The organism is Arthrobacter sp. TE12231 (assembly GCF_054062895.1).
The window spans coordinates 3,062,599-3,076,325 of sequence record NZ_JBSSFS010000001.1; the positions used below are offsets into that span (position 1 = coordinate 3,062,599).

12 protein-coding genes are annotated in these 13,727 nt (G+C 66.6%); all 12 read right to left on the reverse strand.

All coding sequences use genetic code 11. From position 1 onward, the window contains the following. Window positions 1-203: 203 nt before the first annotated feature. A complete protein-coding gene (locus ACVWYS_RS13745; protein ID WP_456507248.1) occupies window positions 204-1,025 on the reverse strand; it encodes an FtsB family cell division protein in 822 nt (273 codons plus the stop codon). Between the two features lie 86 nt (window positions 1,026-1,111). Continuing rightward, the gene (gene eno, locus ACVWYS_RS13750) at window positions 1,112-2,392 is read right to left on the reverse strand and encodes a phosphopyruvate hydratase (RefSeq protein WP_091250844.1); all 1,281 of its coding nucleotides are present in this window, start codon (window positions 2,390-2,392) and stop codon (window positions 1,112-1,114) included. Between the two features lie 203 nt (window positions 2,393-2,595). After that, on the reverse strand, window positions 2,596-3,189 hold the full coding sequence (locus tag ACVWYS_RS13755; protein WP_456509069.1) for a MazG nucleotide pyrophosphohydrolase domain-containing protein: 594 nt from the start codon (window positions 3,187-3,189) through the stop codon (window positions 2,596-2,598). A 76-nt stretch (window positions 3,190-3,265) separates the two neighbouring features. Then, window positions 3,266-4,435 (reverse strand): adenosine deaminase, encoded by a 1,170-nt coding sequence (locus ACVWYS_RS13760; RefSeq protein WP_116765986.1) that lies wholly within the window; start codon window positions 4,433-4,435, stop codon window positions 3,266-3,268. 32 nt (window positions 4,436-4,467) lie between these two features. Next, a complete protein-coding gene (locus ACVWYS_RS13765; RefSeq protein WP_456507249.1) occupies window positions 4,468-5,229 on the reverse strand; it encodes a DedA family protein in 762 nt (253 codons plus the stop codon). A 283-nt stretch (window positions 5,230-5,512) separates the two neighbouring features. Then, a complete protein-coding gene (locus ACVWYS_RS13770; protein ID WP_344364246.1) occupies window positions 5,513-6,148 on the reverse strand; it encodes a DedA family protein in 636 nt (211 codons plus the stop codon). A 154-nt stretch (window positions 6,149-6,302) separates the two neighbouring features. Next, window positions 6,303-7,634 carry a thymidine phosphorylase gene (locus ACVWYS_RS13775; RefSeq protein WP_456507250.1) on the reverse strand — a complete coding sequence of 444 codons (1,332 nt, stop codon included), beginning with the start codon at window positions 7,632-7,634 and terminating at the stop codon, window positions 6,303-6,305. Continuing rightward, entirely contained in the window at window positions 7,631-8,035 is a 405-nt protein-coding gene (locus tag ACVWYS_RS13780; protein WP_091250852.1) for a cytidine deaminase, read from the reverse strand. The genes ACVWYS_RS13775 and ACVWYS_RS13780 overlap by 4 nt, the downstream gene beginning before the upstream one ends. Window positions 8,036-8,037: 2 nt before the next feature. Further along, the gene (locus tag ACVWYS_RS13785; protein WP_456509902.1) at window positions 8,038-9,348 is read right to left on the reverse strand and encodes an ABC transporter permease; all 1,311 of its coding nucleotides are present in this window, start codon (window positions 9,346-9,348) and stop codon (window positions 8,038-8,040) included. Beyond that, window positions 9,345-10,745, reverse strand: a complete 1,401-nt coding sequence (locus ACVWYS_RS13790) for an ABC transporter permease (protein ID WP_456509903.1) — start codon at window positions 10,743-10,745, stop codon at window positions 9,345-9,347. The genes ACVWYS_RS13785 and ACVWYS_RS13790 overlap by 4 nt, the downstream gene beginning before the upstream one ends. Beyond that, on the reverse strand, window positions 10,738-12,393 hold the full coding sequence (locus tag ACVWYS_RS13795; protein ID WP_456507253.1) for an ABC transporter ATP-binding protein: 1,656 nt from the start codon (window positions 12,391-12,393) through the stop codon (window positions 10,738-10,740). The genes ACVWYS_RS13790 and ACVWYS_RS13795 overlap by 8 nt, the downstream gene beginning before the upstream one ends. A 166-nt stretch (window positions 12,394-12,559) precedes the next feature. Next, a complete protein-coding gene (locus tag ACVWYS_RS13800) occupies window positions 12,560-13,666 on the reverse strand; it encodes a BMP family lipoprotein (RefSeq protein WP_425547158.1) in 1,107 nt (368 codons plus the stop codon). Between the last annotated feature and the right edge of the window lie 61 nt (window positions 13,667-13,727).

Here is a 13,727-nt window from a genome sequence, read left to right on the forward strand (position 1 = left end):
GCTGAGGACCTCGAGGTCGTGCGGTGAGGGTTGGCGGGAGGCCGCCGGTGCACTTGAGGCGGGAAGTGGCGCCGGGGTCTGCGGTGCCTGCGGCTGGTTCTCGTCCGCTCGGTTCTGGTCCACTCGGTTATCGTCCACGGGAGTGGCACCTTCCTGCCCTGTTCCGGGTGTCCTCGGGACAACCTCGGCGGCGGGCGCCGCTTCTAGTCTGTTGCCGATCGCCTGATGGACTCCCAGAGGGCGTCCACCCAGGGCAGGTTGGCCGGGTCTTGTGCTGATGCTGCACCCGCCGTGCCACTGGACTGCGCGGCAGGAAGATCGCTGCCGAAGACCCAGTAGCCCGTCTCTCCGGGCATAACCATGTTAATGCGATCGCGGGCCTGCTGTTTCACGTAGTTGGGATCCTGCCACCGTGAGACCTGGCGTTTGAGGTCCTCCTGCTTTGACTGCTTGGCCGCGATATCCGCCTGAAGCGCCGCGATCTCGGCGCGCTTGTCGAGGAAGATCTTGACCGTGGGCGCGAGCAGGATGGTGATGGCAATCATGACCACGCCGAGCGCAAGCAACCGGCCCGAGAACGCCTTGGCGGGTACCGGATCCAGTGAATCGTCGGTGTCCCGCGCGGCGGCCCGGCGCGCGGCTTTGCCGCCGGCCTTCCCGGGCGACTTCCCTGGCGACTTCCGTGGCGCCTTCCCGGGCGAGGGCCGGGATCCTGGCGTTGCCGTCGGCCGCTTCTGGCCGGTGGCCGGGACGTCGGGGGACTCGGGGACTGGGCTTTCGGGGGTTCGGCCGTCGGAGCCGCGCTTGCCTGCAGCACGTGCTGCCGTCTGGGAAGATGCCGGCCCGGCGCCGGAGGACTTGGCCGGCGTCGTTGTGCCCGCGCTGCTGCGGGAGCCGCCGAAGTCCGCCCGGATGACGTCGCCGCCGTCGACTGTTGCACCCAAGCCCGTGGCCGCAGGCTTGGCGGCAGCAGCCTTGGGGGCCGCGGGCGTAGCCCGGGGAACATTGGGACGTCGGGTAGCCATGTCACTCCTTCAAAAGCGGACCAAAAACAGAACCGGTGGCCATGGTCTTTCAACCATAGCCACCGGTTACCGGTTTTCGCGGCTAACTAGCCCTTGAAACGCGGGAAGGCGCTGCGTCCGGCGTAGCGTGCGGCGTCGTCGAGTTCTTCTTCGATGCGCAGCAGCTGGTTGTACTTTGCGACGCGCTCGGAACGGGCCGGTGCGCCCGTCTTGATCTGGCCGGCATTGGTGGCAACCGCGATGTCGGCGATCGTGGTGTCCTCGGTCTCGCCGGAGCGGTGCGAGGTGATGGTGGTGTAACCGGCACGCTGGGCCAGGGACACGGCATCCAGGGTCTCGGTCAGGGAGCCGATCTGGTTGACCTTCACCAGCAGCGAGTTTGCCGTGGCGGAGTCGATGCCCTGCTGCAGGCGGACCGGGTTGGTGACAAAGAGGTCGTCGCCCACGAGCTGGACCTTGTCGCCGATGGCGTCGGTGAGGGTCTTCCAGCCTTCCCAGTCGTTCTCGTCCAGGGGGTCCTCGATCGAGACCAGCGGGTAGTCGGCGACGAGTTCGGCGTAGTAGTTGCTCATCTCGGTGGCCGTGAGGGCCTTGCCTTCGAACTGGTAGGCGCCGTCGGTGAAGAATTCCGAGGAGGCAACGTCCAGGGCCAGGGCGATGTCCTTGCCCGGGGTGTAGCCGGCGTTCTTGATGGCTTCCTGGATCAGGTCCAGGGCAGCGCGGTTGGAGGGCAGGTTCGGGGCGAAGCCGCCCTCGTCGCCCAGGCCGGTGGACAGGCCCTTGGCCTGCAGCACGGACTTGAGGTTGTGGTAGACCTCGACGCCCCAGCGCAGACCCTCGGAGAAGGTCTCGGCGCCGATCGGCGCGATCATGAATTCCTGGATGTCGACATCGGAGTCGGCGTGCGAGCCGCCGTTGAGGATGTTCATCAGCGGCACCGGCAGGACGTGGGCGTTCGGGCCGCCCAGGTACTTGTACAGCGGCAGGTCGGCGGACGCCGCGGCAGCGTTGGCGACGGCGAGGGACACGCCCAGGATGGCGTTGGCACCGAGCTTGGACTTGTTGGCAGTGCCGTCGAGGTCGATCATGGCCTGGTCGATGCTGCGCTGGTCGGTCGCGTCGAAGCCGATCAGGGCCGGGGCGATCTGGTCGATGACGGCGTCGACGGCCTTCTGGACGCCCTTGCCGAGGTAGCGGCCCTTGTCGCCATCGCGGAGCTCAACAGCCTCGTGCTCGCCGGTGGAGGCGCCGGAGGGAACTGCTGCGCGGCCGATCTGGCCATCGGAGAGCAGGACTTCAACTTCTACGGTCGGGTTGCCACGGGAATCGAGGATCTCGCGGGCGTGGATGGCATCGATAAGCGCCATGGATATGCTCCTTTGGGTGAAGCGATCTGCAGGGAATCTGACTGCTGGGAATCTGGCTGTACATCAAGCTGATAAGCCGACGTCGTCGTCGCTACTAGCCTAGTCGAGAGCGGGATAAGTTACGGAAACCTATCCAATCCCCGGACGTCATGATGCCGGCGCCACTTGCCCGGCACTATGAGGCCTACGCTACCGTGCCGGCGCTATGATGCCGGCGACACAGGGCCGTGACTGTCCTGGAAGCGGCGGAGGGCTCCGCGGAGGGCGCGCTCGGCGTCGAGCCCGCCGGCCCTGGCGGCCGCCACGATCCCGAACAGCAGCTCTCCGAGCTCCTCTTCGGTGCCGGGGATGTCTACGCCGGTCACGCCGGCGGCCGTCGGCAGGCCGGCGCGCTCGGCCCGGTCCAGGAGCTTTTGGGCCCGCGCGAGGGCAGGAAGCGCGCCGGGAACGCCGTCGAAGCCGTGGCCGCCTTCCGGTTTCTCTGCTTTCTTGACGGCATCCCACGTCAGGACGATCTCCTCGACCGTTGCAGGGAAGGAATCCTGCAGTGAGCCGTCGGGGCGGAAGACGTGCGGGTTCCGCCGGATCATCTTGGCGTTAAGAGAGCGCGCGACGTCGTCGAGGTCGAAGGCGCCGCGTTCCTCCGCGAGCCGGGCATGCAGGACCACCTGGAGCAGCACGTCCCCGAGTTCGGATTTCAGGTCGGCGTCGCCGCCCTCCGTCTCGATGGTTTCGGCCACCTCGTACGCCTCTTCGAGGAGGTATTCGACGAGAGACTCGTGGGTGAGGGCACCCATCCAGGGGCAATGGGCGCGCAGCTCGGCGATCGTTCGCACCAAGTCACCGAGCGGCGCGCCCACCGCGTTATCCCGGCTAGCCAAGGTCGGCGTAGGCCTCGTTGATGTATTCCACCAGTGCTTCCTTCTCCTCGAGCGGGAGGAAGGCGGCCTCGGCGGCATTCAGCGTCAGCTCCAGGAGGTCGTCGAGGTCGTAGTCGAAGGTCTCGACCAGGAGCTCGAACTCGTCCGTGAGGGTCACGCCGCTCATGAGCCGGTTGTCCGTGTTGATGGTGACGTTGAAGCCCAGCTGGTAGAGCATGTCCAGCGGGTGGCTTTCGATCCCCTCACCGAAGCCGGCAATGGCACCGGTCTGCAGGTTCGACGACGGGCAGATCTCCAGCGCGATGCCGCGGTCGCGCACCCAGCTGGCCAGCTCGCCCAGGGTCACCATGCCGATGGTGTCGCTGACCTCGACGCCGAACCCGTCGGCGTCCTCCCAGGCCTCGCTGTCCTCTTCGAATTCGATCGTGACATCCTCGGCGATCCGGACACCGTGGCCCAGGCGAAGCGCCCGGCCGTCCACCAGGGCCGACTGGATGCTCTCCAGGCCGGCCGCCTCGCCGGCGTGGACAGTGGCCGGGAAGTTGTGCTCGGCCAGGTAGGTGAAGGCGTCCTTGAAGCGGGAGGGCAGGAAGCCGTCCTCGGCGCCGGCGATGTCAAAGCCCACCGCGCCCTTGTTCCGGTGCCGGACCGCCAGTTCGGCAATCTCCTGGCCGCGGTCGGCGTGGCGCATGGCGGTGATGAGCTGGCCCACCTGGATATCGCGGCCTGTCTCGGCGACGGCGTCCACGCCTGCTTCCAGCCCGGCCTGGACGGCCTCCACCACTTCGTCCAGGCTCAGGCCCTTCTGCAGGTGCTGCTCGGGGGCCCAGCGAACTTCGCCGTACACGACGCCGTCGTCGGCCAGGTCTTCGACGAATTCCTTCGCGACGCGGAACAGGCCTTCCTTGGTCTGCATCACGGCGATGGTGTGGTCAAACGTTTCCAGGTAACGGACCAGCGAGCCGGAATCGGCGGACTCGCGGAACCACTCCCCCAGTGCGACGGGATCGGTCGAGGGCAGCGTGTGGCCCACGGCCTCGGCAAGCTCAATGATGGTGGCCGGGCGGAGCCCGCCGTCCAAGTGGTCGTGAAGGGAAACCTTGGGAAGGACCGTCAGGTCGAAGTCGAGGTCAGGGGCAGCGTCAGGATTAGTCTCAGTCACGTTCCAACCATAGGGTCGCAGGGCGCGGGATGCTACTTTCTGGAAGCTCCGGCCTCAGTGGCCGGGCCGGCCAGCATCGTGCCGTGCCCTTGGGGAGCGGACTCCTGGGCAGCAGGGTCCTGGGGCGCGGTCCCCGGAACGGACGTGCCGCCGGACGTGGCGCCGGCCGGAGCGGACCGGGTGTCGTTGCGTCCAAGGCGCTTGTGCCACCAGCGCAGCAGGTGGTCAATGAGGACGCCGAGCACTATCGCGAACACCACCGCAATCCCCGCGCTGAGCAGCGGGTTGTGGTGCAGCCACGGGAAGGAACTGGCCAACACGCCGATGCCGATCGAGTAGCCGACCCACGTGACGCACGCGATGGCGTCCAGGAAGAAAAATCTGCGGTGCGGAAACGACGTCGTGCCCGACACGTAGTTGACGGCTACACGGCCCCAGGGGATGTACCGGGCCGTGAAGATCAGGACGGCGCCGCGTTTCTCGAGCTCGTAGTGTGCCCAGGCGAAGACCTTCTGGACTTTCGGCTTGCGCATCCAGCGGAACCGCTCAAGACCGATCTTCCGCCCGAGCATGTAGGCCATGTTGTCGCCGGCCATGGCTCCGACCAACGCCGTGAGGGCGAGGAGCCAGAGGTTGGGCTGGCCGCTGTGCAGGGAATACGCCGCGAGAGCAACGATGAGGGTCTCACTGGGGACCACCATCGCGAAGCCGTCCACGAAAAAGAAAACCAGCAGCAGCGGGTAGATCCACCACTGGCCGGCAGCATGGAGCACGGCCTGGTTAATGAACTCCATGCGGGCGGTGCTCCTTGATGATGAGGAACGGACAACTAAGCCGTGACGAACATGCGATGGGCGTGTGGGTGGAACCTGCAACGAACTGCAGCAAACAAACGTGATGCAAATCGCTCCTAAGTGTCCCACGGGCGGGGCACGGTCCGCTACGGTCGGGCGTCCGGTGACTAGGACGCGGACGGGGCCGCTGGTGCGGGCGATGATCCGGCGTCCGGGACGGGTCGCGTCTGCAGTTCACGTTGTTGTGGGGGTAGGAACAACGGGGGCAGCCTGTCCGGTTCACTTAGGATTCAACCGGCGGAATGGACGGCGTGGACTCCTCCGGAGTGCGGCCGCGCAGCCTGCTGATGGTGAAGTCCACGGCGACACCCAGGACGATCGCGCAGACGATCGCGATGGCCGCACCCAGTACGTGGTTTTTCTCAAACCACGGGCCGACGAACAATCCGATTCCGACCGAATAGCCGGCCCACAGGACTGCCGACAGCACGGTCAAGATCATGAATCTGGGCCTCGGGTAGTGCGTGGCCCCGGCGGTCAGGTTGACGGCCACACGCCCGATCGGGACGAAGCGTGCCACGAGGATCAGCGACGCGGGCCGTTTCCGCAGTTCCCGTCCGGCCCAGGCAAAGGCCGCCTGCGTCCTCGCACCACGCTGCCAGGCCCACCGCCGTGTCCCGGTTCTGCGGCCGATCAGGTAAGCGAGGTTGTCGCCAACCCAGGCCCCGGCGGCGGCGGTGAGGATCAGGAGGACCGGGTTGGGAACATTCGCGGTGGCGGCGACGGCGGCCAGGCCCACCACCACCGATTCGCTCGGGATCGGCGGGAAGAATCCGTCGATCACGCAGCAGGCAAAAACAAGGACGAGAACCCAGGGCTGCCCTGCGGCGGCGAGGATGAAGTCGTTGATTGCCTGCACAGCTTCCTAACGCACGGCGGGGCCTGAAAGATCCTGATGTGGAGTCAGTGTACCGCCGGCGGTCCCCGCCGCCACTTGCCCTATCCCTTATGGCGGCTAAACCCGGGGTTTGGGGACCATAAGTGATAGGGCAACGGAGGGTGGGCGGCGGGGGTTAAGCGATGCGGTCGATAATGAGCTTCTGGGCGGGCCGGGAGCCCTCCGTTGCGATCACGGCGGCGTGTTGGAGCGCCTCCTTGGCCCGCTCGAACTTCTCCGGGGTGTCCGTCAGAACGGTCATGAGCGGTTCTCCGGCCCGGACCGTGGCGCCCGGCTTGGCGTGCATCCGCACCCCGGCTCCGGCCTGGACCGTGTCCTCCTTGCGGGCCCGTCCGGCGCCGAGACGCCAGGCCGCGACGCCGACGGCCATCGCGTCAAGCTCCACCAGGACGCCGTCGGCCGGGGCGTAGATGACCTCGGATTCCCGGGCCACCGGAAGCTTGGCGCGCGGGTCGCCGCCCTGCGCCTCGATCATCCGGTTCCAGACGTCCATGGCCCGGCCGTCCCGCAGGGCCGCGCGCGGATCCGCGTCGCGGACGCCGGCGCACGCCAGCATCTCCTCCGCGAGCCGGACGGTGAGTTCGACGACGTCTTCCGGGCCCCCGCCGGCCAGGACCTCCACGGATTCCTCGACCTCAATCGCGTTGCCCGCGGTGAGGCCCAGGGGCGTGTTCATGTTGGTCAGCAGGGCAACGGTGTTGACGCCGGCGTCCTTGCCCAGGGCCACCATGGTCTCGGCGAGTTCGCGGGCACGCGCCTCGTCCTTCATGAAGGCCCCGCTGCCCACCTTGACGTCGAGCACCAGCGATCCGGTACCTTCGGCGATCTTCTTGCTCATGATCGAGGACGCAATCAGCGGGATGGCCTCCACGGTCCCGGTGACATCGCGGAGCGCGTAGAGCTTCTTGTCCGCCGGGGCCAGCCCCGCGCCGGCGGCGCAAATGACCGCGCCGACGTCCTGGAGCTGGGCCAGCATTTCCTCATTGCTCAGGTCCGCGCGCCAGCCCGGGATCGCTTCGAGCTTGTCCAGGGTGCCGCCGGTGTGGCCCAGGCCGCGGCCCGAGAGCTGCGGCACGGCCACGCCGAAAACCGCCACCAAGGGCGCCAGCGGCAGGGTGATCTTGTCTCCCACGCCGCCGGTGGAGTGCTTGTCGCTCGTCACCTTCACGCCGCCGTCGGGCCGCCGCAGGCTGGAGAAGTCCATCCGCTCGCCGGAGGCGATCATGGCCGCGGTCCAGCGGGAGATCTCGGCCCGGTCCATGCCGTTGAGCAGGATCGCCATGTTCAGGGCGGCCATCTGTTCGTCGGCGATGGCGCCACGCGTGTACGCGTCGATCGTCCAGTCGATCTGGGCCGGGCTGAGCACGCCCTTGTCCCGCTTGATGCGGATGATGTCGACGGCGTCGAACGCTTCAGTGGTGCTGGTGGTCTGTGTCGATTGGGTCACCGGGGTTCCTCCAGGTGTTGGGGGCCAAAGGCATCGGGAAGGACCTGGTCCATGGTCTTGATTCCCTGCGTGGTCATGAGCTCCATGTCGGGAGCCCGGAATTCGTAGAGCAGCTGGCGGCAGCGCCCGCAAGGCATAAGGACGTTGCCGCCGGCGTCGACGCAGTAGAAGGCGCGGAGAAGTCCCCCGCCGGTCATCTGCAGGTTGCCCACCAGGGCGCACTCGGCGCACAGTGTCAGCCCGTAGCTGGCGTTTTCGACGTTGCAACCGCTGACGATCCGCCCGTCCCCGGTGAGGGCTGCGGCCCCCACCGGGAACTTCGAATACGGCGCATAGGCGTTCTGCATGGCGGACACTGCCGCGGCTTCGAGCGCGGCCCAGTCAACCTCGGTAGTCTCCACGGTCAGCCCTTGACGTACGGGATGCCGTCGGCGGCCGGCGGCCGGGAGCGGCCGACGAGTCCGGCCACGGCAAACACGGTCACGAGGTACGGCAGCATGGCCATGAACTGGCTCGGCACGGGGGTGCCGATGATCGTCACGATGCTCTGCAGGTTGTCGGCGAAGCCGAACAGCAGCGCGGCGAAGAACGCCCCGATCGGATTCCAGCGGCCCAGGATCATGGCGGCGAGGGCGATGAAGCCGCGGCCTCCGGAGATTTCCTTGGTGAAGCTGTCGATCGCCACGAGGGTGAAGAACGATCCGCCGATTCCGGCCACGGCGCCGCCAAGGGTGACGTTCCAGAAGCGGGTCGCGTTGACCTTGATGCCCAGGGTGTCGGCCGCCTGCGGGTGTTCGCCCACGGCACGGACGCGCAGGCCCCACTTGGTCTTGAATAGCGCGATCCAGATCACGATGACGGCCACGTACATCAGATAGCCCACCACGGACTGCTTGAACAGGATGGGCCCGATGACGGGGATGCTGGACAGGACCGGGATATCGATGATGGGCAGCCGGCCGGGCGAATTGTACTTCTCCGGATCGGACTGCATCACGGTGCTGAACAGGAAGCCTGTGAGTCCGGAGACCAGGACGTTGAGCACGACGCCGACAATGATCTGGTTGACCACGTACTTGATGCTGAATAGGGCCAGGACCATTGAGACGAGGGCGCCTGCCACGGCCGCCGCCAGGAGGCCCGCGTAGGGGTTGTGGGTCAGGCTGGCCACGAGCGCGGCCGTGAAGGCGCCGCCCAGCAGCTGCCCTTCGATGGCGATGTTCACGACGCCGGCGCGTTCGCACAGCACGCCGGACAGGGAACCGAAGACGATCGGCACGGCGAGCGTCACAGACCCGGCGATGAGGCCTGCCAGCGAGATGCTGGGGGTCCGGGCGCCGCCCACCACCCAGATCAGGAAGGCGACCACGAACACCACTGTGAAGACGACCGGCAGCCAGCGCGGGGGCCGCTGGTTCCGGTTCGCCTTCAGGACCAGGGCGTAGCCGGTGAGGCCCAGCAGGATCACGGAGAGCACCATCCCGGACAGGAACGCGGGTACTTCGATCGCGGGCAGTTGGAAGAAGTCCCCGCCGGAGGATACCCCGAACTTGGCGGTCCCTTGCGGGCCCAGCAGGCCAAAGAAGATGAAGGCGACGACGGCGAGCACGGCGAGCGTGACCGGCAGTTTCCAGGTCACGGGCTTGGCGGAATGCGCCGGTGTGTGGCTTTCGTCCGGCTGCGGTTTTACGGGCGAGGTTGCTGTTGTGCTCATGCGGCACCTCCGGTGGTTGCTGCCTGCTTGGATGCGCCGGCGGTTGCTGTCTTCTTCTTGCGCGGGTTGAGTCCGAAGATCGCCCGGACCAGGGGCGGCGCCGCGATGAACAGCACAATGAGCGATTGGACCACGAGCACGATGTCGATCGGGGTTCCGGTCTGGATCTGCATCTGCACGGCGCCGGCACGGAAGGCCCCGAACAGGAGGCCTGCGGCAAAGGTGCCCCAGGGTGAGGAACGTCCGAGCAGGGCCACGGTGATCGCGTCAAAGCCATACGTTGCCGCGACACCGTCGGTGAGGACCTTTTCGGTGCCGGCCACCTGTGCGACGCCGGCCAGGCCGGCCAGGCCGCCGGCGATGGTCATCACCAGGATCGTGGCCCGGGGGACGTTGATGCCGGCAGTCAGGGCTGCCTTGGGGTTGGCCCCGACGGCACGGAACTCGAAACCGATCGTGGAGCGGTTCAGCAGCCACCAGACGAACACCGTGGCCGCGATGGCCAGCAGGAAGCCCACGTGCAGCCGGTACTGGCTGCCGAAGAGCAGCGGGTATACGGCGCTGGGGTCCAGGATGGGGGAAATCGGGGTGGACTCTCCCGGACGCTGGAACAGGTCCGTGTCGAGCAGGTAGCGCAGGAGATACAGGGCGATGTAGTTGAACATGATGGTCACGATGACCTCGTGGGCACCTGTGCGGGCCTTGAGCACGCCCACAATGCCGCCCCAGACGGCGCCCCCGACGACGCCGGCCACGAGGACGAGCAGCAGGTGCAGCCCCACGGGCAGGTGCAGAGCGAAGCCCACCCACGAGGCGAGGATGCCGGCCATGATGATCTGGCCCTGGGCGCCGATGTTGAACAGACCCGCGCGGAAGGCCAGAGCGACGCCGAGGCCCGCGGTGATCAGCGGGGTGGCGATCGTCAGGGTCTCCATGAGCGGGGCGAACTGTCCGGCCACCCCGGTCCCGTGCGGGTTGAACACCGCGCCCTGGAACAGGGCGACGTAGGAGCTCGTGGCGGCGGACCAGACGGCGGTGAGGAAGTCACTGGGACGTGCGAAGAGGTAGCCGGCCGTGGTGCCGACCACCTTGTCTGTCAGGGCGATGAGCAGGCCGCCGAGGATCAGTGCGAGCAGCACCGCCAGGATGGTCACCATGCCGTTGCCGGTGAAGATCTTCCGCATCACCGACTCGGATTCCTCCGGAGCGCCCAGGTGGCCGCTCTGGGTCGAAACCGGAACCGCCGATGGCTGCATGGCGCCGCCGGCGGTGTCCAGCGAGGTGACAAAGGCCTCGTCGTCCTCAAGCGGCTCGAGTTCCGGCGCCGTGGCCTGGTCAGCCGGAATCGGGTCCGGGTCCGTCGCGGCCGCGTGCCGCGGCTCGGTGTTCTCAGTCATGGTGGTCTCCTACGGCGCCGGAGCTGGGCTCCTGCACGGACGGGGCGGCGGGCGCCGGGTACGCTGCTGGGGTGTCGGCTGGGTTTTCGGCAGATTCCGGCGCCGGTGCAGGCGCCGGGTGTTTGCCTGCGGCGTCGGTCAGGGCCTCTTCCGCGGATACCCCGGCCATCATCAGGCCCAGGACGTCGCGCCCGGTGCCGGCCGGGACGATCCCGACCAGCTTGCCCTTGTACAGCACGGCGATCCGGTCGGCGAGTTCAATCACTTCGTCCAGTTCGGTGGAGACGATCATGACGGGCGTGCCGTTGTCCCGCTCCGCGACGATGCGTTTGTGCAGGAACTCGATGGATCCCACGTCCACGCCTCGGGTGGGCTGTGAGGCGATGAAGAGCCGCAGCGGCCGGGAGAGTTCCCGCGCCATGACAACCTTCTGCTGGTTGCCGCCGGACAGGGTGCCTGCGGCGAGCGAGCCGGACGGGGTGCGGACGTCGAATTCTTCGATCCGGGTCTTGGCGTTCTCCAGGACCTTGGCCGGGCTCATGCTGATGCCCTTGGCGAACGGTGCCTGGTCGTACCGGTCGAGGATCAGGTTTTCGGCGATGGAGAACGTGCCGATCAGCCCGTCGAGGGAGCGGTCCTCCGGGACGAACCCGACCCCGGCGTTCAGGACCTCTTTGACGCTGCGGCCCACGAGTTCTTCGCCGTCGAGCACGATCGAGCCGTGGACCCTGCTGTGGAGGCCGAGGACGGCTTCGGTCAGCTCAGTCTGGCCGTTGCCCTGGACGCCCGCGATGGCGAGGATCTCGCCGCGGGCGATCCCGAAGCTGATGCCGTCCACGACATGCTGGCCGCTGGGGGCGATCACGGTGAGGTCTTTGACCTCAAAGGTGGTCTCCTGCGGCTTGGCGGGAGCCTTGTCCAGGGTGAGGCTGACGGCGCGGCCGACCATCATGGACGCCAGCTCGGTGGTGGAAGCGTCGGGATCGGCCGTGCCTACTACTTTGCCGCGCCGGATCACGGTGATGGTGTCCGAAACGGCTTTGACCTCACGGAGCTTGTGCGAAATGAAGACGATGGACGTGCCGTGGCTCTTGAGCTGGCGCATGATGTCCAACAGCTCGTCGGTGTCCTGCGGGGTCAGGACGGCCGTGGGCTCATCGAGGATGAGCACCTTGGCGTCCCGGACCAGTGCCTTGATGATCTCCACCCGCTGCTGCACGCCCACGGGCAGGTCTTCAATCAGTGCATCGGGGTCGACGTCGAAGCCGTACCGGTCCGAGATCTCCCGGATCTTCCGGCGGGTGTCGTCAAGGTCCAGGAATCCGCCGGTCTTGGTGGTTTCTGCTCCCAGGGCGACGTTTTCCGCGACGGTAAAGACGGGGACCAGCATGAAGTGCTGGTGAACCATGCCGATGCCGGCAGCCATGGCGTCGCCGGGGCCGCGGAAGGTGACCGGTTTGTCGTCGATCAGGATTTCGCCCTCTGTGGGCTCGTACAGTCCGTAAAGGACATTCATCAGCGTGGACTTGCCAGCGCCGTTCTCGCCGAGCAGACAGTGAATCTGCCCGGGTTCAACAACCACATCAATGTGATCGTTGGCTACCAGGGAGCCGAAGCGTTTGGTAATCCCCTTGAGTTCAAGTTTCAAAACTCTGACCAATCTCGAAGTGTCCGGAAGGCTTGGTCCGGACGCGAAGTGGGGGCCGCAGCACCAGCTTAGTGCCTGCGGTCGCAGGCGCAGCGGGCCGCGAAACGAAAAGCGCCACAGCCCGTGCGGTGGTGACCGGACGGGCCGTGGCGCTCAGCGGAAGAAGTTAAGACTTCGGGCTTGCTGCGGATTCAACCTTCAGCTTGCCGGAGGCGATGTCCTTCTTGATCTGGTCCAGCTCGGACTTCACGTCCGCCGGAACCTGGGAGTCCATGTCGTGGAACGGAGCCAGCTGGACGCCGTCGTTCGCGAGGGTGCCGACGTACGGCGCGTTGGTGAACTGGCCGTCCTTGTCCTGCTTGACGACCGTCTCGACGGCCTCGCCCATCAGCTTCATGACGGAGGAGAGCATGATGTCCTTGTAATCCGGTGCCGTGAGGAAGCCGTCGGAGTCAACCCAGATGAGCTTGACGTCCTTGCCTGCTGCCTTGGCTTCCTTCAGGGCCGCACCTGCACCCTTGCCGACCGGACCGGCGACGGGCATGACGATGTCGGCGCCCTGGTCCAGGAAGTTCTGGGTGAACTGCTTGCCCTTGTCCTGCTTTTCGAAGTCACCGGTGAAGGAGCCGTCCTGCTTGGCCTTGTCCCAGCCCAGGAGCTTGACGTCCTTGCCCTTCTGGTCGTTGTAGTACTTCACGCCGTCGGCGAAGCCGTCCATGAAGATGGTGACCGTGGGGATCTTGATGCCGCCGAACGTGGCGACCGTTCCCGTCTTGGTGGTGCCTGCCGCGAGGTAGCCGGCCAGGAACGCGGCCTGGGCGGTGTCGTAGATGATCGGCTTGACGTTGGTGATCGGGGTGTCGTAGCCGAAGTCGATGATGGCGAAGTGCTTGTCCGGGTTCGCGGTGGCCTGGGCCTTCGTGGCGTCACCGAGGAGGAAGCCGACCGTGATGGTCAGGTTGCAGCCGGCGGCGACCATGGCGCGCAGGTTCGGCTCAAAGTCGTTGTTGGTCTTGGACTCGGCCTGGTTCGTCTGGATGCCGAGATCCTTCTCGGTCTTCTTCAGGCCCTCGTAGGAAGACTGGTTGAACGACTGGTCGTCGAATCCACCCGAGTCGGACACGATGCAGCCCTTGTAGTTGCTGGCAGTCTGGGTGGCGGTGCTGGCCTCCGGGGCAGCTCCGCAGCCGGTCAACAGGAGTGCAGCCGCGCCCGCGGTGGCGACCCCGGCCATTGATCCGCGCTTGAGGGTGGCACGCAGGGAGTTCTTCAATTTTCCTCCAGGAAGAAAGAGTAGGCGCTACGACGGAGCTCAATGAGTGTCTGTCCGCGGT